This window comes from Variovorax paradoxus NBRC 15149 (assembly GCF_001591365.1).
In the GTDB taxonomy this organism is placed as follows: domain Bacteria; phylum Pseudomonadota; class Gammaproteobacteria; order Burkholderiales; family Burkholderiaceae_C; genus Variovorax; species Variovorax paradoxus.
The window spans coordinates 2834274-2851907 of sequence record NZ_BCUT01000001.1; the positions used below are offsets into that span (position 1 = coordinate 2834274).

General features: G+C 69.1%; 18 protein-coding genes. 9 read left to right on the forward strand and 9 right to left on the reverse strand.

Going from position 1 to position 17634, the window contains the following annotated elements:
* The first annotated feature begins 64 nt into the window (after positions 1–64).
* From yajC to VPA02S_RS13180, 4 genes are all read left to right on the forward strand, one after another.
* Positions 65–400 carry a preprotein translocase subunit YajC gene (yajC, locus tag VPA02S_RS13165; RefSeq protein WP_018905224.1) on the forward strand — a complete coding sequence of 112 codons (336 nt, stop codon included), beginning with the start codon at positions 65–67 and terminating at the stop codon, positions 398–400.
* Between the two features lie 101 nt (positions 401–501).
* Positions 502–2385 (forward strand): protein translocase subunit SecD, encoded by a 1884-nt coding sequence (gene secD / locus VPA02S_RS13170; protein WP_062364036.1) that lies wholly within the window; start codon positions 502–504, stop codon positions 2383–2385.
* 18 nt (positions 2386–2403) lie between these two features.
* Complete coding sequence (secF, locus tag VPA02S_RS13175; protein WP_015867857.1) at positions 2404–3363, forward strand: protein translocase subunit SecF; 960 nt, start codon at positions 2404–2406, stop codon at positions 3361–3363.
* Positions 3364–3503: 140 nt separating this feature from the next.
* Positions 3504–5909, forward strand: coding sequence for a DUF1631 family protein (locus VPA02S_RS13180; RefSeq protein ID WP_062364038.1), 2406 nt, complete (start codon positions 3504–3506; stop codon positions 5907–5909).
* Between the two features lie 4 nt (positions 5910–5913).
* Here the strand turns inward: VPA02S_RS13180 and VPA02S_RS13185 are convergent, their stop codons facing one another.
* From VPA02S_RS13185 to VPA02S_RS13195, 3 genes are read right to left on the reverse strand one after another with little or no spacing between them, the layout of a single operon-like run.
* On the reverse strand, positions 5914–6432 hold the full coding sequence (locus VPA02S_RS13185; RefSeq protein WP_018905222.1) for a Smg family protein: 519 nt from the start codon (positions 6430–6432) through the stop codon (positions 5914–5916).
* A 51-nt stretch (positions 6433–6483) separates the two neighbouring features.
* Positions 6484–7638, reverse strand: a complete 1155-nt coding sequence (gene dprA / locus VPA02S_RS13190) for a DNA-processing protein DprA (protein WP_062364040.1) — start codon at positions 7636–7638, stop codon at positions 6484–6486.
* A gap of 33 nt (positions 7639–7671) precedes the next feature.
* Positions 7672–8889, reverse strand: a complete 1218-nt coding sequence (locus VPA02S_RS13195) for a LysM peptidoglycan-binding domain-containing protein (RefSeq protein ID WP_062364042.1) — start codon at positions 8887–8889, stop codon at positions 7672–7674.
* A 160-nt stretch (positions 8890–9049) separates the two neighbouring features.
* Between VPA02S_RS13195 and def the strand changes: the two genes are divergently transcribed.
* From def to VPA02S_RS13220, 5 genes are read left to right on the forward strand one after another with little or no spacing between them, the layout of a single operon-like run.
* Positions 9050–9571, forward strand: a complete 522-nt coding sequence (gene def / locus VPA02S_RS13200) for a peptide deformylase (RefSeq protein WP_015867852.1) — start codon at positions 9050–9052, stop codon at positions 9569–9571.
* On the forward strand, positions 9568–10068 hold the full coding sequence (locus VPA02S_RS13205) for a hypothetical protein (RefSeq protein ID WP_062364044.1): 501 nt from the start codon (positions 9568–9570) through the stop codon (positions 10066–10068). The genes def and VPA02S_RS13205 overlap by 4 nt, the downstream gene beginning before the upstream one ends.
* Positions 10065–11021, forward strand: coding sequence for a methionyl-tRNA formyltransferase (gene fmt, locus VPA02S_RS13210; RefSeq protein WP_081247517.1), 957 nt, complete (start codon positions 10065–10067; stop codon positions 11019–11021). The genes VPA02S_RS13205 and fmt overlap by 4 nt, the downstream gene beginning before the upstream one ends.
* Entirely contained in the window at positions 11021–11761 is a 741-nt protein-coding gene (locus VPA02S_RS13215) for an AzlC family ABC transporter permease (RefSeq protein WP_062364046.1), read from the forward strand. The genes fmt and VPA02S_RS13215 overlap by 1 nt, the downstream gene beginning before the upstream one ends.
* On the forward strand, positions 11758–12093 hold the full coding sequence (locus VPA02S_RS13220) for an AzlD domain-containing protein (RefSeq protein ID WP_015867848.1): 336 nt from the start codon (positions 11758–11760) through the stop codon (positions 12091–12093). The genes VPA02S_RS13215 and VPA02S_RS13220 overlap by 4 nt, the downstream gene beginning before the upstream one ends.
* A gap of 13 nt (positions 12094–12106) precedes the next feature.
* On the opposite strand, the gene VPA02S_RS13225 is transcribed toward VPA02S_RS13220, so the two are convergent.
* The 6 genes from VPA02S_RS13225 to VPA02S_RS13250 are packed head-to-tail and all read right to left on the reverse strand — an operon-like array spanning position 12107 to position 17632.
* Positions 12107–13081, reverse strand: a complete 975-nt coding sequence (locus VPA02S_RS13225; protein WP_062364048.1) for a Bug family tripartite tricarboxylate transporter substrate binding protein — start codon at positions 13079–13081, stop codon at positions 12107–12109.
* A gap of 40 nt (positions 13082–13121) precedes the next feature.
* Complete coding sequence (locus tag VPA02S_RS13230; protein ID WP_062364050.1) at positions 13122–14111, reverse strand: MBL fold metallo-hydrolase; 990 nt, start codon at positions 14109–14111, stop codon at positions 13122–13124.
* Positions 14108–14314, reverse strand: a complete 207-nt coding sequence (locus VPA02S_RS13235) for a DUF2783 domain-containing protein (RefSeq protein ID WP_018905213.1) — start codon at positions 14312–14314, stop codon at positions 14108–14110. The genes VPA02S_RS13230 and VPA02S_RS13235 overlap by 4 nt, the downstream gene beginning before the upstream one ends.
* Positions 14311–15963, reverse strand: coding sequence for an FAD-dependent monooxygenase (locus VPA02S_RS13240; protein ID WP_062364052.1), 1653 nt, complete (start codon positions 15961–15963; stop codon positions 14311–14313). Before VPA02S_RS13240 ends, VPA02S_RS13235 begins: the two co-directional genes overlap by 4 nt.
* Before the next feature lie 6 nt (positions 15964–15969).
* Entirely contained in the window at positions 15970–17091 is a 1122-nt protein-coding gene (locus VPA02S_RS13245) for an alpha/beta hydrolase family protein (protein ID WP_062364054.1), read from the reverse strand.
* A complete protein-coding gene (locus tag VPA02S_RS13250; protein ID WP_062364056.1) occupies positions 17084–17632 on the reverse strand; it encodes a VOC family protein in 549 nt (182 codons plus the stop codon). Before VPA02S_RS13250 ends, VPA02S_RS13245 begins: the two co-directional genes overlap by 8 nt.
* Positions 17633–17634: the final 2 nt, after the last annotated feature.

Here is a 17634-nt window from a genome sequence, read left to right on the forward strand (position 1 = left end):
CCGCGGAACCGCGGGCCCGATCCGCGCTTCTGACATTCCTCTCTTCTCTCTGCTGGAGACTCTCTTGTTCATTTCCTCTGCTTTCGCCCAAACCGCACCCGCAGCTTCCGGCGGCGGCGACATGCTGTCCTCGCTGGGCAGCATGCTGCCCCTGGTGCTGATGTTCGTGGTGCTGTATTTCGTGATGATCCGCCCGCAAATGAAGCGCCAGAAGGAAGCGCGCGCCATGATCGAGGCGCTGGCCAAGGGCGACGAAGTGGCCACGGCCGGCGGCGTGCTCGGCAAGATCACCTCGCTGGGCGACCAGTACCTCGGCCTCGAAATCGCCAATGGCGTGGAGATCAAGATCCAGCGCAGCGCTGTGGTCCAGGTCCTGCCCAAGGGCGCCGTCAAGCAGTAAGCCCAGCAATCAACGCGCGGCTCGGCCTTGCGCTTTGCGGCGCATGGCCTCAAGTCACGCCTGTGTCCCATCTTTAATAAGTTTGTGAAAAGCGCCCGCTCATGAACCGTTATCCGGTCTGGAAGTACGCGATCATCGTGATCGTGCTGCTTGTGGGGTTGATCTATTCCCTGCCGAACTTCTTCGGCGAGGCGCCTGCCGTGCAGGTGTCCGCGGCCAAGTCCACCGTCAAGGTCGACGCGGCCACCCAGAGCCGGGTCGAGGAGGCGCTCAAGGCAGCCGGGCTCGCGCCCGACCTGCTCACGCTCGAGGGCGGCTCGCTGCGCGCGCGCTTCGCCACGCCCGACGAGCAGCTCAAGGCGCGCGACACGCTGCAGCGCACGCTGGTGCCCGATCCGGCCGATCCGCCCTACGTGGTGGCGCTGAACCTGGTCTCGCGCTCGCCGGCCTGGCTCACGGCGCTGCATGCGTTCCCGATGTACCTGGGCCTGGACCTGCGCGGCGGCGTCGACTTCCTGCTGCAGGTCGACATGAAGGGCGCCATCGACAAGAAGGCCGAATCCTTCGCGAGCGACCTGCGCACCACCTTCCGCGACAAGGGCATCCGCGGCACCTCGGTGAACCGCAACGGCCAGGCCATCGAGGTTTCCTTCCGCGACGCGGCCGCGCTCGAAGCGGCCAAGCGCCTGATCCAGGACCAGTTCCAGGACCTCGCCACCACCGACAGCCAGGACGGCGGCAACTGGCGCCTGGTGGCCACCATCAAGCCCGAAGCCGCGCGCCGGCTGCAGGACGCGGCGCTCAAGCAGAACATCACCACGCTGCACAACCGGATCAACGAACTCGGCGTGGCCGAGCCCGTGATCCAGCAGCAGGGCCTGGACCGCATCGTGGTGCAGCTGCCCGGCGTGCAGGACACGGCCAAGGCCAAGGACATCCTGGGGCGCACCGCCACGCTCGAGATGCGCCTGGTCGACGAAAGCGCCGAAGGCCGCGCGGCCGAGCTGAGCGGCGGGCCGGTGCCCTTCGGCTCCGAGAAATTCCTCGAGCGCAACGGCCGCCCGGTGATCGTGAAGAAGCAGGTGCTGGTCACCGGCGAGAACCTCACCGACGCGCAGCCCGGCTTCGACCAGCAGAGCAACCAGCCCAAGGTCGACCTGACCATGGACGCCAAGGGCGGCCGCATCATGCGCGACGTGAGCCGCGAGAACTACAAGAAGCGCATGGCCATGCTGATCTTCGAGAAGGGCAAGGGCGAAGTGCTCACGGCCCCGTCGATCAACGGCGAACTCGGCAACCGCTTCCAGATTTCCGGCTCGATGACCGTGGCCGAGGCCGCCGACCTCGCGCTGCTGCTGCGCGCCGGCTCGCTGGCCGCGCCGATGGAAATCATCCAGGAACGCACCATCGGCCCGAGCCTGGGCGCCGACAACATCGAGAAGGGCTTCAAGAGCGTGATGTATGGCTTCCTGGCCATCATGGTGTTCATGTGCGCCTACTATGCGCTGTTCGGCCTGTTCTCGTCGATCGCGCTGGCCGTCAACCTGATGCTGCTGGTGGCCATTCTCTCGATGCTGCAGGCCACGCTCACGCTGCCCGGCATCGCGGCCATGGCGCTGGCCATCGGCGTGGCCATCGACTCCAACGTGCTGATCAACGAGCGCGTGCGCGAGGAGCTGCGCAACGGCGCCTCGCCGCAGGCGGCCATCCACGCCGGCTACGACCGCGCCTGGGGCACCATCCTCGACTCCAACGTGACCACGCTGATCGCCGGCATCGCGCTGCTGGCCTTCGGCTCGGGCCCGGTGCGCGGCTTCGCGGTGGTGCACTGCATCGGCATCGTCACCTCGATGTTCTCCGCCGTGTTCTTCTCGCGCGGCCTCGTGAACTTCTGGTACGGCCAGAAGAAGAAGCTCAAGACGGTGTCGATCGGCACGGTCTGGCGCCCCAAGACCGACGGCACTGCCGTGGCTGAAGGCAAGTAAAGGTCAAGGACAAGCGCCATGGAATTCTTCCGCATCCACAAGACCATCCCGTTCATGCGCCACGCGCTGGTGCTGAACATCGTCTCCTTCGTCACCTTCGCGCTGGCGGTGTTCTTCCTGCTGCACCGCGGGCTGCACCTGTCGGTGGAGTTCACGGGCGGCACCGTGATGGAGGTGGCCTACCAGCAGTCCGCCGACATCGGCAAGGTGCGCGAGGCCATCGGCAAGCTCGGCTACCCCGACGTGCAGGTGCAGAGCTACGGCACCTCGCGCGACGTGCAGATCCGCCTGCCGGCGCAAAAGGGCATGAGCTCCGACCAGCAGAGCGCGCAGGTCATGCAGGCGCTCAAGTCGGTCGATCCCTCGGCCACGCAGCGCGGCATCGAGGTGGTCGGCCCGCAGGTCGGCGAGGAGCTCACCACCAACGGGCTCAAGGCGCTCGGCATGGTGGTGGTGGGCATCATGATCTACCTGGCGATCCGCTTCGAATGGAAGTTTGCGCTTGCCACCGTGCTCGCCAACCTGCACGACGTGGTCATCATCCTGGGCTTCTTCGCCTTCTTCCAGTGGGAGTTCTCGCTCGCGGTGCTGGCGGCGGTGCTGGCGGTGCTGGGCTACTCGGTCAACGAATCGGTCGTGATCTTCGACCGGGTGCGCGAGAACTTCCGGCGCTACCGCAAGATGAACACCGTCGAGATCATCGACAACGCGATCACCTCGACCATCAGCCGCACCATCATCACGCACGGCTCGACGCAGCTGGTGGTGCTCTCGATGTTCTTCTTCGGCGGCCCGACGCTGCACTACTTTGCACTGGCGCTGACCATCGGCATCTGCTTTGGCATCTACTCGTCCTGCTTCGTGGCGGCGGCCATTGCCATGTGGCTGGGCATCAAGCGCGAAGACCTGATCAAGGGCGGCCCGGCCAAGCGCGACGGCGGCTCCGAGGACGACCCGAACGCCGGCGCCGTGGTCTGATTGCGCCGGATCAACGGGACGCGCTGCGCAAAGCCCGCCGCCATGCCGCAGGTGATGCACACTTGTGCGGTGGCGCTTGCCGATGCAAGCTCTCGGCTTTCGCCGAAAAATAGAGTCCCGTTGGCCTTCCTGATCCTTCAATGAGCACCGCGCGGTCCGCTTCCTCCCTGCAGCTCGCACGCGAGACGCGCGAGCGCTTCGTTCGCGCCACCGAGGGCGTCATCGTCCCGCTGGCGCAGGCGATACGGGACCGCCTGACGCAGCAGGCCTCGGAAATCGGCAGTGCGCGCGCCATGCAGGAGAGCCGCGACGACTTCGTGGCGTTCCAGGGCCAGGCCTCGCAATGGGTGTCGCTCGCGCAGGCGGGCTGGCGCAAGTCGGTGGACGCGCCAGCAGGTGCGGTGCCCGCCGCGCCGGCCGCGAAGCTGCGGCTCGAACTCATCGGCGACGATGCCATGGAGAGCAGCATCCTGTCGTCGCGCCTGGCGCAGCTGATCCACGACAAGGCCAGCTTCGAACTCAGCGACCTGCGGCTGCGCATCCAGTTCCTGGAAGGCACCGCAGAACTCGACGCCCACGACGTGCTCAGGCCCGAAACCCTGGCCCGGCTGCTGGTGGACCAGTGGCTGGCGGCCGGCCTGAGCCGCGCGCTCTGGGCCCGCGTGCAGGACACCGTGCAGCAGCAGCTGGTCGGCGTGGTCGTCAAGGCCTACGAAGACGCCAACGCCTTCCTGGTTTCGCAGGGCGTGATGCCCGAAATCGATCTCAAGAGCTTCGTGCGCCGCACCGGCAGCAGCACCACCGGCGGCGGCGCCACCGGGCCGGCCACGATGCCGGCCTCGCCCCATGCCGGCGGCGCCATGCGGCCCGCAGGGGCCGTGCAGCGCCAGGGCGGTGCCGATACATCCCCGCAGGCACGGGGGGCGTTCGCGCCGGCCTTCACCACGGGCGGCTCGCCGCTGCTGGCCGCGCGCCAGCGTGCGCAGACGGCGCTGCTGAGCCTCAAGCGCTTTGTCGCCGCGCGCATCGCCGCGGAAACGCCGGCCTCGCCTTCGGCTTCGATGACGACCACGGGAATGGACGGCCATGCGGCCGTCGCGGGGTCCGGCGCGACCGGTGCGGCTGCCCCGCGTGCCGTCTCCCAGACCTTCGCCGGCATGATCGCCGAGGCCGAAGCCGCCTACCGGGCCGCCGCCACGCAGTACATGCAGGGCTCGGCGCCGGGCGCCGCGGAGCAGGCCACCCTCATCCAGCAGGCCTCGGTCGACCTTCGGCGGCGCAGCGCGGAACTCAAGAAAAAGGCGCCCACCACCGCCGACAAGGCCACGGTCGAGATCGTCGCGCTCATGTTCCAGGCCATCCTTGCCGAGGAGCGCATTCCCTTCTCGGCGCGCGTGTGGTTTGCGCGCCTGCAGATGCCGGTGCTGCGCGTGGCCATTGCCGAGCCCGAGTTCTTCGGCACGCTGCAGCACCCGGCGCGCATGCTGATCGACCGCATGGGCTCCTGCGTGATGGGCTTCGATGCCGCGGCCATCTCGGGCAGTGCGCTCGAGGGCGAGATCCGGCGCGTGGTGCAGGTGATCGAGCAGTATCCCGAAACCGGCCAGCGCGTCTTCAAGCTGGTGTTCGACGAGTTCGTGGCCTTCCTGAATCGCTATCTCACGCAAAGCGACGCCACCCAGCGCGTCATGAGCGTGGCGCAGCAGGTCGAGCAGAAGGAAACGATGGCGATCCAGTACACCATCGAGCTGCGCAAGATGCTCAACGACATGCCGGTGCGCGAGGAGATCCGCGAGTTCCTCTTCAAGGTCTGGGCCGAGGTGCTGGCGATTGCCGCGCTGCGCTACGGCGCCCAGGGCGAGCAGACGGTGATGCTCAAGCGCGTGGCCTCCGAGCTGGTGTGGGCGGCGAGCGCCAAGCCCAACCGCGCCGACCGCGCCCGCGTGATCCAGGACCTGCCGCAGCTGCTGCAGCGCCTGCGCCTGGGCATGAACCTGCTGGGCATCATCGACGAGCCGCAGGAAGCCCACATCAAGGCCATCGGCGCCACCTTGTCCGACGCCTTCCTGTCGAAGACCGAGGCCATTCCCGCGGCCAAGATCGAGGCCATGGCCGAGCGCCTCGCGCACCTGGAAGATTTCGTCACCGACGACGGCGGCGCCTCCAGCCTGCCGCTCGATGCGACCAGCATCGAACTGCTGCTGGGCGTGGATGCAGCCTCGATCGAGGTCGTGGCCGACACCGTGGGCGGCGTACCGGCCGAAGACATGCTGGCATGGGCCCACGAGCTGGAGGTGGGCAACTGGTTCATGCTCGACCACAACGACCGCGTGAGCCAGGTGCAGTTCGTCTGGCGCAGCGACCGCAAGCAGCTGCACCTGTTCGCCTCGGCCGACGGCCGCAGCTTCCTGATCCAGGTCGGCCGGCTGGCCAACTACCTGCAGGCCGGCCTGCTGGTGCCCGCCGAGGAAGAAACGCTCACGGTGCGCGCCACGCGCGAGGCGCTGGCCAAGCTCGATGCCAATCCGGAGCGCCTGCTGAACTAGCCGGCTAGTGCGCGACGCGGCCTTCGCGGCTTTCGCAGAGTTCGTCGAGCACCAGCGCGTCGGGCTCGATGCCGGTGCTCCAGTGCACCATCAGCACGATGATCTTGAGCTCGTCGAGCGCGACCGGATCGCCCGGCGCCGCCATGGCGCGCTCGATGACGATCTCGCGCAGGCCGCAGGACAGCACGTTCGACGATTCGAGAAAGCGGATGAAGCCCAGGCAGTCGGCGCCCAGATGCTCCTGCTCGGCCTGCGAGTAGACCCGCATGGCGTTGTCCGACTGGGGCAGGGCCGCTTCGGGCGCGCCGCGCAGCGTGACCGTGGCCACGGTGTCGTCGCCGGGACTTCGTTCGAGCTGCAGGCCTTGGGTGGCAAGGCTCAGGCCGTCGAGCCAGTGCAGCGCATCGCGGATTTCTTCGGGCTCGAAGCCGTGGGCGCTGAGCTTGCGGCCCAATTGCTGGGGTTCGGGGCAGGCATCGCCGCGCCAATAGTTTTCGTAGACAAACACGAGCACTTCGAACATGGGCCCAATATAGCCGAGGAAACCGTGGAAAAGCGGGCGCGGGCCCGGGCGTCAGCCGATGGCCGCTCTCTGGAACAGGCCGCCGGGCAGCCGCGCGACATGGCCGTCGAGCTCGAGTTCGAGCAGCCGGGCCTGCAGCGCGGCGGCGCTCCAGCCGGTGCGCGCGCCCAGCGCGTCCAGGCTCACGGGATCGAAACCGAGCGCGTCCAGCAAGGGCTCTTCGCGCGCGGCGGACACGGCGCCGGCATCGCCGTTCACGGCCGCCGGTGCCGCCGCGCTGCCCGCGTGCAGAAAAGACGGCAGCTCCTCGAGGATGTCGTTGACCGATTCGACCAGCTTCGCGCCCTGGCGGATCAGCGCATGGCAGCCGCGCGACTGCGGCGAATGGATCGAGCCCGGAATGGCGAACACTTCCTTGCCCTGCTCCGAGGTGAGCCGCGCGGTGATCAGCGAGCCCGAGGCGAGCGCGGCCTCGACCACCAGCGTGCCGCGCGCCAGGCCGGCGATGAGGCGGTTGCGCTTGGGAAAGTTCTGCGTGAGCGGCGGCGTGCCGAGCGGCAGCTCGCTCACGATCAGGCCCTGCAGCGTGATGCGGTGCGCGAGGTCGCGGTGCCGCGCCGGATAGACGCGGTCCAGGCCGGTGCCCACCACGGCCACCGTGGCCAGCCGCGGCATGTCGCCGGCCGCATCGAGTGCGCCCTGGTGCGCGGCGCCATCGACGCCGAGCGCGAGGCCCGACACCACCGGCAGGCCCGCGTCGCCCAGCGCGCGCGCAAAGGCGCGGGCGTTGGCGGCGCCCTGCGGCGTGGGATTGCGGCTGCCGACCACCGCAATGCTGTGGCCGAGTTGGGTCAGGTCGAAGTCCGCGGCGCCGAGCACGTAGAGCATCAGCGGCGGGTCGGCCATCTCGAGCAGCGAGGCGGGGTAGGCGGCATCGCCCAGCGTGACCAGGCGGCGCGCGGCACCGTCATCGTGGCCGGGCTGCAGCCACTGCCAGGTCTGGTCGACTTGGGCCTGCAGGCCCGGCGGCGGCTGGTGCAGCGCGTCGGCCTGCGCCGCCGACACCACCTGCCGCAGCGCCTCGCCGGTCTGCGCAAAGACTTTCTCGGGCAGGCCGAAAGCCGCCAGCAGCCGGCGCGCGGCGCCATCGCCGATGCCCGGCGTCAGTGAAAGCCGCAGCCAGCCTGCGAGTTCTGCTCGGTCCAAATGAAGCGGAGAAAGAAGAAAGCGGAAAAAGTGTCAGGGATTGACGAGGAAGTCGCCCGCCTTCGGAGTGTCGGTGATCTCGAGCACCAGTGCGTACGAAACCTTTTCGAACGGCCGGAACACCATCAAGAGGCCGATGCGTTCGTTCGGCAGCTTGATGGTTTCCTTGCGCGCGCCGGTGCGGTCGAGAATGGTCTCGCCGTTCTTCAGGATGGCCAGCACGTGGCCGCTGTCGATGCCGTCGCGGGTGCCCTTGTTGATGGCGACCACCTGGTTCTGCGCCGCGAACTGCACCGCGTTGCCATAGACCGAGATGATGCGGCCCTCGACCTGCGAGGAGGGCGCGCGCGGCACATAGCTCAGCAGCTGGCGCGGCGGCTCGGGCAGCAGGCGGTCGCCGGCGCGGATTTCCTCGCGCGCCGCGATGATGTCGACGCTGGCCGGCACCACGGTGATGACGTCCTTGTCGTCGGTGGTTTCGACCGTGGTCGATTCGCCGCGCTGGAGCTGCGCCTTGCCCAGGTACTGCGCCTCGTAGCCGAGGATTTCACCGGTTCCCGGGTCCTTGAGAGGCGTGGCGCTGCGGAACACGCGGAAATTCTTCAGCGGGCCCGGCGTTTCGAGCAGCGGCGTCTCGGCATTGCCGCGCGCATAGGCGCGGTCGCCGCGCGACAGCAGGACGCGGCTGTCGTTGCCGGCAACGATGCGCGGCGCGGCCTGCAGCGTGTCGGCATCGACCACGATCGGCTCGCTCAGGAAGGGCTCGATGATGCTCGGGTTGAGCGTAGGCAGGGCCATGCCGGCCAGCGAGTCGAAGCGCGTGCGCGGCGACAGCTTGATGGTGCCGCCATCGGCGCTGCCGCCCGCGCCGCGGCGCATGGTCAGGCGCGCGCGGCCGCCGGTCTTGTCCAGGTAGAGGACCTGGCCGGGGTAGATGCGGTGCGGGTTCGCGATCTCGCTGATGTTCATGCCCCACAGTTCCGGCCAGCGCCAGGGACGCAGCAGGTACAGGCGCGAGATCGCCCAGAGCGTGTCGCCGGGCTTGACCGTGTATTCGTCGGGCGCATTGGGCGCCAGCTCGCTCAGCGGAACGCCGTTCTGGGCGGTTTGCTGGGCGGTGGCGCGCTGCTGCGGCGTGACGGGGTAGTTCTGTGCCCAGGCCGCCGTCGTGCCGCCGGTGATCACCGCAAGGGCAGCCAACGTGGCGAGAAGATGCGGGCGCTGGCGGACAGTGATTCGGAGCTTTTTCATGTCTGGATGGGTGAGCGCGCCGCGTATCGGCGCACATACGAATCTCACAATTTGCTACGAATTCTGCGCCCGAAGCCCTTGGGAGGGCAACGTTTTCAGGCGATCCGGAGTCGCCGCGTCGCGGAATTGGCGAAAATAGCCACAACTTTCCCCCTGTTTCATGGCCAAACGAATCATTCTGAGTTACCCGGACAAGCGCCTGCACACGGTTGCCAAGCCCGTGCAGGGCGTCGACGCGCGCATCAAGGCCCTGGTGGCCGACATGCTCGAGACCATGTACGACGCCAGCGGCATCGGCCTGGCCGCGACCCAGGTCGACGTGCACGAGCGGCTGGTGGTCATCGACGTGTCCGAGGAGCGCAACGAGCCGCTGGTGCTCATCAACCCCGAAATTATCTGGGCAAGCGACGAAAAGGTGTTGAACGAGGAGGGCTGCCTCTCGGTGCCGGGCATCTACGACGGCGTCATGCGTTCCACCTCGGTCAAGGTCCAGGCGCTGGACGAGAACGGCGAGCTGCGCACGATCGAGGCCGAAGGCCTCCTGGCCGTGTGCATCCAGCACGAGCTCGACCACCTGCTGGGCAAGGTGTTCGTCGAATACCTGTCGCCGCTCAAGCGCAACCGCATCAAGAGCAAGCTGCTCAAGCAGCAGCGCGAAGAGGCCAAAGAGGGCCGGGCGTGACAGCTTCCCTGCGGCCCTGGGCGCTCGGCCTTGCCGCAGCGGGGCTCGTGCTCGCGGGCTGCGTGAGCGAACCCACGCGCATCGCCCCCGGCACCACCGCCGCCGAAACCCTGCAGCGCCTGGGTGCGCCCACGGGCCGCTATCCGCTCAACGGCGGCGGCGAGCGCCTGCAGTATTCGCGCATGCCGGCGGGCTTCGAGGTGGTCGACATCGACGTCGACGCCTCCGGCAAGGTCGTCTCCGTGACCCAGGTGCTCAGCGAGGCGCGCTTCGGCCACGACATCAAGGTCGGCCAGTGGCGCCAGAACGACGTGCTCGCCTTCTACGGCCGGCCCTATGAAACCAGCCGCGTCAGCTCCTTCGACGGCGTGGTCTGGACCTGGCGCTACAAGGCCGTGAACGAGCGCCGCATGCTCTATATCTACATCGATCCCACCGGCGTGGTCCGCCGCTATCACACGGGGGACGACCTCGAACTCGATCGGATCCGCGATTGACCCCGCTGAAAGTCGTTTTTGCGGGCACGCCCGAGTTCGCGCGCGCCGCGCTCGAAGCCATTGCCGCCGCCGGCCATGAGATCGCGCTGGTGCTGAGCCAGCCCGACCGGCCCGCGGGCCGCGGCATGAAGCTGCAGGCCTCGCCCGTCAAGCAATGCGCCGTTGCCCACGGCTGGCCGGTGGCGCAGCCGCGCAGCCTGCGGCTGGACGGCAAGTACCCGCAAGACGCCGCGGCCGCGCGCGAGGCCCTGCTGGCGGCCCGGCCCGACGTGATGGTGGTGGCGGCCTACGGCCTCATCCTGCCGCAATGGGTGCTCGACCTGCCGGTGCACGGCTGCCTCAACATCCACGCCAGCCTGCTGCCGCGCTGGCGCGGCGCGGCGCCGATCCACCGCGCCATCGAGGCCGGCGACGCGCAGACCGGCATCACCATCATGCAGATGGACGCCGGCCTGGACACCGGCGACATGCTGCTGCGCGAAGCCGTCGACATCGGCAGCGACACCACCGCGCGGCTGCACGACCGGCTGGCCGAGCTGGGCGGCCGCCTGATCGTCCAGGCGCTGGCCGACATCGGCCACCTTGTACGCACGCCGCAGCCGGCCGAAGGCGTCACCTACGCCAGCAAGGTCGAGAAGCAAGAAGCCCAGATCGACTGGAACCAGCCCGCCGACGCCATCGTGCGGCGCATCCGGGCCTTCGACCCGTTTCCGGGCGCCAACAGCGTGCTCGACGGCGAGACCATCAAGCTCTGGGCCGCGCATGCGGTGCTGCCGGCCGAGGTTTCGGCCGCGCCCGGCACCCTGCTGGCCGTGAGCGACACCGGCGTGGCGGTGGCGGCGGCCGGCTCGGTGGTGATGGCCACCGAACTGCAGCGGCCCGGCGGCAAGCGCCTGGCCGTGGCCGACTTCCTGCGCGGCTTCGACCTGAAGCCCGGGCAGCGGTTCGGCTGATGTTCCTCTCCGCAGCCATTCGCCGCCGGCCCGAATTCCGCGCCGGCATCCGCGACATGTCCTCGGCCGCGCTGGGCATCGGCGCCTGGGGCCTCATGACCGGCGTGGCCATGGTCAAGTCGGACATGAGCGTGCTGGAGTCGGTGGCCATGACGCTGCTGGTCTACGCCGGCAGCTCCCAACTCGCGGCCATTCCGCTGCTGTTCGCGGGCGCGCCGGCCTGGGTGATCCTGGCCACGGGCTTTTGCGTCAACCTGCGCTTCGTGGTCTTCAGCCTGCACCTGCGGCCCTACCTCATGCACATGCCGCGCTGGCGCCGCATGACGCACGGCTACCTCACGGCCGACCTGAGCTATGCGCTCTTCACCCGGCAGTACGCCGCGCCGCCGGCCACCGCTGCCGAGCAGCAGTCGCAGGAGGCCTACCTCACGGGCAACTACTTCGTGACCTGGTGCTCCTGGATGGGCATGAGCCTTCTGGGCATTGCGCTGGCCAACTTCATTCCGCAGAGCTGGGGCCTGGGCTTTGCCGGCGTGCTGAGCCTGGTGGCAATCGTCTGCTCGATGGCCACCACCCGGCTGCGCGTGCTGGCCGCGCTGGCCGCGAGCGCCACCGCGGTGGCCGCCTATGCCCTGCCGCTCAAGCTCAACATCGTGGTGGCCATCGGCGCCGCGGTGCTGCTGTGCTTCTGGCTCGAGAAGCGGTTCGGGCTCGACCCCGACGCGGAGGACGACAAGTGAGGGGCACCGACCTGTGGACGATGGGCGTGATCGTCGGGCTGGCCGCGGTCACGGTGCTCACGCGCTGCTTCTTCTTCATCCTCGACCGGCCCTGGGGCCTGCCCGAGTGGGCGCACCGCGCGCTGCACTACGCGCCGGCCGCCGCGCTGGCCGGCGTGATCGCGCCCGAGATCGTGATGACCCAGGGCCACCTGATCACCACGCTGCACGACGCCCGCCTGTATGCGGCCGTGGTCGGCGCCGCTTACTACTACTGGCGGCGCGGCGTGCTCGGCACGATGCTCGCGGGCATGGCGGTGTACCTGCCGCTGCACCTGGGCCTGGGCTGGTAGGCCGCGCTTCCCTTCAGTCCAGCTTCACGCCGGCGGCCGCGATGATCCTGCCCCAGCGCTCGCTCTCGGCCCGCGAGAGCTTGTAGAACTCCTGCGGCGTGCCCGGCAGCGCCTCGAAGCCGAACTTCGAGAACAGCTCCACCACCTTCGGTGCCTTCATCGCCTTGTGCAACTCGTTGTTGATGCGCGCCACCGCCTCGGGCGGCATGCCGGCCGGGCCGATCAGGCCGTGGAAGGCGTAGGCATTGACGTCGCTGAAGCCAGCCTCGACGAAGGTGGGCACCTCGGGCAGTGCGCCCGCGCGCTGCGGCAGCGCAATCGCCAGCACCCGCACCTTGCCCGCCTTGATGATCGGCAGGCCCGAGGCCAGGTCGAGCATCATCGTGGGCACCTGGCCGCCCATCACGTCGGTCATGGCGGGCGCGGCGCCCTTGTAGGGCACATGCGTGATGCTGAGCCCGGCCTTCTGCTTGAAGAGCTCCATTGCCATATGGTGCGGCGAGCCGTTGCCCGGCGAGGCATAGCTCACCTTCTCGGGGTTGGCCTTCACGTAGCGCGCGAACTCGGCCACGTTCTTCGCGGGGAAGTCCGGGTGCACCACCAGCGCCACCGGAAAGCGGCCAATGGCGCCGATGTAGCTGAAGTCGCTCGCGGGCTTGTAGGGCAGCTTGGCGAACATGTGTTCGTTGAAGAGCAGCGCCGCGTTCTCGGCCTGCATGATGGTGTAGCCGTCGGGCTTGGCCTGCATCAGCACCGAGACGCCGATGTTGGTCGAGGCGCCGGGGCGGTTGTCGATGATCAGCGGCTGGCCCAGCGACGGCTGCATCGCCTCGGCCAGCGAGCGCGCGAGGTTGTCGGTGCCGCCGCCGGCCACGTAGGGCACGATCCATCTGACGGGCTGGCTCGGGTAGGCGGCAGGCTGCTGCGCCGATGCGAAAGGGCTGGCCAGCGCGAGGGCCGCGGCCATGAGGGGAATCAGTCGCTTCATCGTTTCTTGTCTCCGTTGCTTGTCTTGGAATCTGTTCAGCTCATTCGCCGCGCAGCGTCTGCCACAGTTCGCGGTCGCGCTCCGCGGTCCACACCACGGGGTGTTCGATGCCGCGCAGTTCGTCGTACGCGCGCGAGACGTCGAAGGGCAGCACGTGCTGGAACACGGGCCAGCTGCCGAAACGCGGCGCCATGGCCGCTTCGGCGCGTGCGAAGCAGCCCTTGAGCGTTTCGCCCGCGGCCATGCCGGCCTTCACGCTGTCGAGCAAGGCCTGGAGAAAAGCCTGGGTGAACCCGATCGCCTCGGCGCATTCGGCCTCGCCCCGCAGCACGGCGCCGCGGCCCGGCACCAGCACGCGCGGCTTCAGGGCCCGCACCGCATCGAGCGTGCCGGCCCAGTCGCCGATGTAGGCGTCGCCGGCGTAGACGCCGCAGCGGTTCTCGACCACGTCGCCCGAGAACAGCACGCCGCAGTCGGGCAGCCACGCGACCGTGTCGCCGCTCGAATGGCCGCGGCCCAGCGCCATCAGGCGAAGCTCGCGGCCTTGGCCGCGGCCGGGGCCGGGGCCGGGGCCGAGCCACAGGCTCATCTCGCGCTCGAAGCTCTGCGTCGGAAAGGTCAGGCCCGGAATTTCTTCCACGCCCGCGAAGAGGCGCGGGAAGCGGCCGACCTCGGAATCGAAATCGGCCTGGCCGCGCGTGCGGATCCAGTCGAGCGTGCCGTTGCTCGCGATGATGGCCTCGACCTCGCCGAAAGCGCTCGCGCCCATCACGCGCACCGCGTGGTAGTGCGTGAGCACGATGGTCTTGATTGGTTTGTCGGTCACCGTGCGGATGGCTGCGAGAAAGTCGCGCGCCATGCGCGGTGTGGGGCGCGTGTCGATCAGCACCACCTGGTCGTCGCCGACGACGAAGCCGCAGTTGGGATCGAAGTCGCTGATGTAGCCGTACACGTTGGGTGCGAGTTCGCGCAGCTGCAGCTTCTGCTCGCGCGTGTCGGAGGCCGAGGCGAAGGAGACGTGGGCGGTCATGGGGTTTCCGGAGTTGTCGTGGGGTCTTCGGCCGCGGCGCGGATGCAGGCGAGCAGCACGGCTTGGTCGCCGCACTGGTTGGCCAGCAGCAGCACGAGGCGGGCGTTGAGGTCGGCGCTCTGCGCTTCGCCGAGGCCCTCGTGCGCGGCGAGCAGCGCGGCATAGAAGCCGTCGGGGTCGGGGATGCGGGGCTCGGTGATCATGGGGCGTGGTGGTCGAGGGCGAGGGCCGTGCGCAGCGCGGTGGCGATGGCATCGGGCGTGGCGCGCGGCAGCGGCGCGGCGCGGTAGGCATCGGGCCGCACGAGCACGAAGCTGCCCGCGTCGCGCAGGCCGAGGTGGCGCACGAGCGTCTCGTCGGCCTGCAGCGCCGGCAGCCCGCTGTCGCCGCCGATCGCGAGCAGGCGCAGCGGCAGCGCCGCCGTGGCATCCATGGCCGTCCTGGCTTCGGCGCGTGTCGGCGCGAGCCACAGGCCCAGGCACTGCGTGCCCTCGGCCAGCAGCTGCATCAGCGTGGTCTCGCGGCCATCGGCCCAGCGCAGCGGCAGGTTCTGCACCGTGCGCGCGCCTTCCGGCAACTGCGGCGCGGGTGGATAGTCGTTGGCAACCGACATGCGGCCGGTGTTGACCAGCGCACGCGCGAACGGATGGCGCGCGGCCAGCGCCACCACCGCGCGGCGCAGCGTGTGCTCGGCCGGCGAGCGCGGCGCAAGAAAGCGCGCCGATCGGCTCGTGACCTTGAGGTTCTCCTTCGCGGCCGGCTGGCGTTCGGCGTCGTAGCTGTCGAGCAGCGCATCGTTCGCTTGGCCTTGCACGACCAGCGCCAGCTTCCAGCCGAGGTTCGCCGCATCCTGGATGCCGCTGTTGCCGCCGCGCGCGCCGAAGGGGCTCACCACGTGCGCGGCATCGCCGATGAAGAACACGCGGCCGTGGCGGAAGCTGTCCAGCAGGTGGTCGCGGTAGCCGTACGGGCCGATCCAGACGAACTCGAACTCCACGCCCGGCCCGAGCTGCTCGCGCAGCCGCGCGCCCGCCACTTCGGGCCGGCTGATGTGGGCGGTGTCGCAGTCCTCGGGCATCTGGTAGTCGATGCGCCAGACGCCATCGGCCATCAGGTGCTGCCAGACGCCGCGGCCCTCGTTGAAGGGCGCGTCGACCCAGGTCCAGCGCTCGGTGGGCAGCGGCTTCTTGAAGCGCACGTCGCTGATGCACCAGCGGTCGGTGCTGCGCGAGGCATGCGCGTCGATGCCGAGCTGCGTGCGGATCGGGCTGTTGGCGCCGGTCGCATCGATCAGGCGGTCGGCCTCGATGGTGTAGTTGCCGGCGGGCGTTTCAATGTCGATGCGCACGCCGTCGCTCAAGGGCTCGACGCGCGTCACGCGGCTTTTCCAGCGCACGTCGGTGAGCCCGAGTTCGAGGATGCGCTCGACCAGGAACCACTCGATGTAGAACTGCTGCAGGTTGATGAAGGGTGGCTGCCTCGAGACGCTCTCCGCCTGCAGGTTGAAGCTGTAGACCTCCTGCTCGCCCGAGAAGGTGCGCCCGAGCGACCAGGTGATGCCCTTGGCCGCGATGCGCTCGTAGATGCCCAGGCGCTCGAAGATCTCGAGGCTCTTCTGCGCATAGCAGATGCCGCGCGAGGACGCGCCGCGCACGCCGACGGTGTCGTCCTCGTCGAGCAGCACCGCGCGCCCGCCGCGCTGCGCAAGATCGCAGGCCAGCGTGAGGCCCGAGGGGCCGGCGCCGACGATCACGATCGGGTGGCGAACGATCTTCGCGTGGCCCAGTTCGGGCGGCGGCACGAAGGGCCAGGCCGGCAGCTCGTAGGCCGGCGCAAATGCAAAGCTTTCCATGTTTTTCTACAGCGCGTGGGCGAATTCGGCGATGGCATCGGCCGCCTGGGGGATCAGCTCGGGCTGGCCCGCGAGGTAGTGGTTGCCGCCCACGATGTCGACGTTGCAGATGCGCGCGCCGCCCGCGGCCATCCACGCATCGCGCGTGCTCGGGAAGGTCGACTGGTCGCCGGTGTAGGTCAGCAGCAGCTTCGGCACCGTGGTGCGCGCGAGATTCGTCGGCCCGTCGGCCTGCGAGCGCGAAGACCATTGCGAGAGAAACGCGGTGAGCGAAGTGGTGCGGCCCATCGCATTGGCCGAGTAGTTGACCTGGCGCGCATCGCCCCACACGCTGCCCGGCAGGCGGTCGTTGGCATCGAGCGACAGATCCACGCAGCGCGGATCGGCATGCGTGCGGTAGACGATGAAGGTCTGGTCGCGCGGCGCGCCTGGCGTGCTGCGCAGCAGCGCGAGGCGGTCGACGCACCACTGCTCGATGCGACCCAGCCGCGCCTGCTGCGCCGCGCTGAAGCGCGCGAGAAAGCCGCGGTCGTAGGGCACGCGGTGGCGCGGGTCGTACATGTCGAGCTCGGGGTCCACCGAGAGCGGGTCGTGCTCGTCGGTGACGGACGGGTCGATCCAGTCGCGCATCAGTCGCGTGCGGCCCAGGTGCGCGGCGCACAGCGCGAGGCCGTCCACGGGCGGCAGGTCGCTGGGATGCAGGTGCGTGGGGTCGCCGTCGGGCAGGTGGGTGGCGGTGAGCTTCTCGGCCTGCGCCTGGTAGAAGGCCGAGAGCGCCGCGCCGCCGGAGTTGCCGACCAGGAACACCTTCTCGTAGCCGGCCGCGTGCAGGTACTGCACGCCGGCGCCCAGGTCCTGGATCGCGCGCTCCATCAGCAGCACCGTGTCGTTGCCCACGTAGCGCGAGTTCAGCCCCATGCAGCAGATGCCGCGCTCGGCCAGCGGGCCGATCAGGTAGTGGCCCATGAAGTTGCTGGTCGGATGCATCACGATGGCGGCGATTCTTTTCGGACCGGGCGGCGCGCGGAAGGCGCCGTAGATGCGTGGGCGCAGCATCTGCAGGCCCGACTGGCTCTCCATGGCCGCGCCGGGCTTCACATCGATGACGGCGAGTTGCAGCTCAGGCATTTGGCGAACCCTTCGCTGCACGCAGCCCGGCCTTGCGCGCGGTCCACGCGTCGAGGTCTGCGCGGGCGCGCAGCGCATGCGCCTCCATCTCGGCCTGCGGCACCGTCGGCGTGGTGAGCTCGACGCGAAGGCCGTTGGGATCGAAGAAGTAGATCGATTCGATGATGTGGTGGTCGGTCACGCCCAGCACCTCGACGCCCGCGCCCTCGAGCCGCGTCTTGGCGGCAAGCAGGTCGGCCAACGAATCGACCCGCAGCGCGATGTGGTTGACCCACGCCGGCGTATTGGGCGAAGGCAGCGCGGCGATGTCGTCGCCCAGGTCGAAGAAGGCGATGTACGAACCGTCGCGCATGCGGAAGAAGATGTGCACGTAGGGGCAGTACTCGCCCGTGCTCGGCACATGGTCGCTCTTGATGACGTGCGCGAGCGGCAGGCCCAGCAGGTCTTCGTAGAAGCGGCGGGTTTCCTCGCTGTCGCGGCAGCGCCAGGCGAAATGGTGCAGCCCGCGAACTGGCGGGGCCGCGGGGGCGGTCGTCGGCATGG

Excerpts from the sequence above, each read along its gene's own strand:
- VPA02S_RS13215 (WP_062364046.1), top strand. The coding sequence starts at position 11,021 with ATGTTCCTCTCCGCAGCCATTCGCCGCCGGCCCGAATTCCGCGCCGGC.
- VPA02S_RS13195 (WP_062364042.1), bottom strand. The coding sequence starts at position 8,889 with ATGAAAAAGCTCCGAATCACTGTCCGCCAGCGCCCGCATCTTCTCGCC.
- VPA02S_RS13235 (WP_018905213.1), bottom strand. The coding sequence starts at position 14,314 with ATGATCACCGAGCCCCGCATCCCCGACCCCGACGGCTTCTATGCCGCG.
- def (WP_015867852.1), top strand. The coding sequence starts at position 9,050 with ATGGCCAAACGAATCATTCTGAGTTACCCGGACAAGCGCCTGCACACG.
- VPA02S_RS13250 (WP_062364056.1), bottom strand. The coding sequence starts at position 17,632 with ATGCCGACGACCGCCCCCGCGGCCCCGCCAGTTCGCGGGCTGCACCAT.
- VPA02S_RS13230 (WP_062364050.1), bottom strand. The coding sequence starts at position 14,111 with ATGACCGCCCACGTCTCCTTCGCCTCGGCCTCCGACACGCGCGAGCAG.
- VPA02S_RS13185 (WP_018905222.1), bottom strand. The coding sequence starts at position 6,432 with ATGTTCGAAGTGCTCGTGTTTGTCTACGAAAACTATTGGCGCGGCGAT.
- secD (WP_062364036.1), top strand. The coding sequence starts at position 502 with ATGAACCGTTATCCGGTCTGGAAGTACGCGATCATCGTGATCGTGCTG.
- VPA02S_RS13225 (WP_062364048.1), bottom strand. The coding sequence starts at position 13,081 with ATGAAGCGACTGATTCCCCTCATGGCCGCGGCCCTCGCGCTGGCCAGC.
- VPA02S_RS13240 (WP_062364052.1), bottom strand. The coding sequence starts at position 15,963 with ATGGAAAGCTTTGCATTTGCGCCGGCCTACGAGCTGCCGGCCTGGCCC.
- VPA02S_RS13245 (WP_062364054.1), bottom strand. The coding sequence starts at position 17,091 with ATGCCTGAGCTGCAACTCGCCGTCATCGATGTGAAGCCCGGCGCGGCC.
- secF (WP_015867857.1), top strand. The coding sequence starts at position 2,404 with ATGGAATTCTTCCGCATCCACAAGACCATCCCGTTCATGCGCCACGCG.
- VPA02S_RS13180 (WP_062364038.1), top strand. The coding sequence starts at position 3,504 with ATGAGCACCGCGCGGTCCGCTTCCTCCCTGCAGCTCGCACGCGAGACG.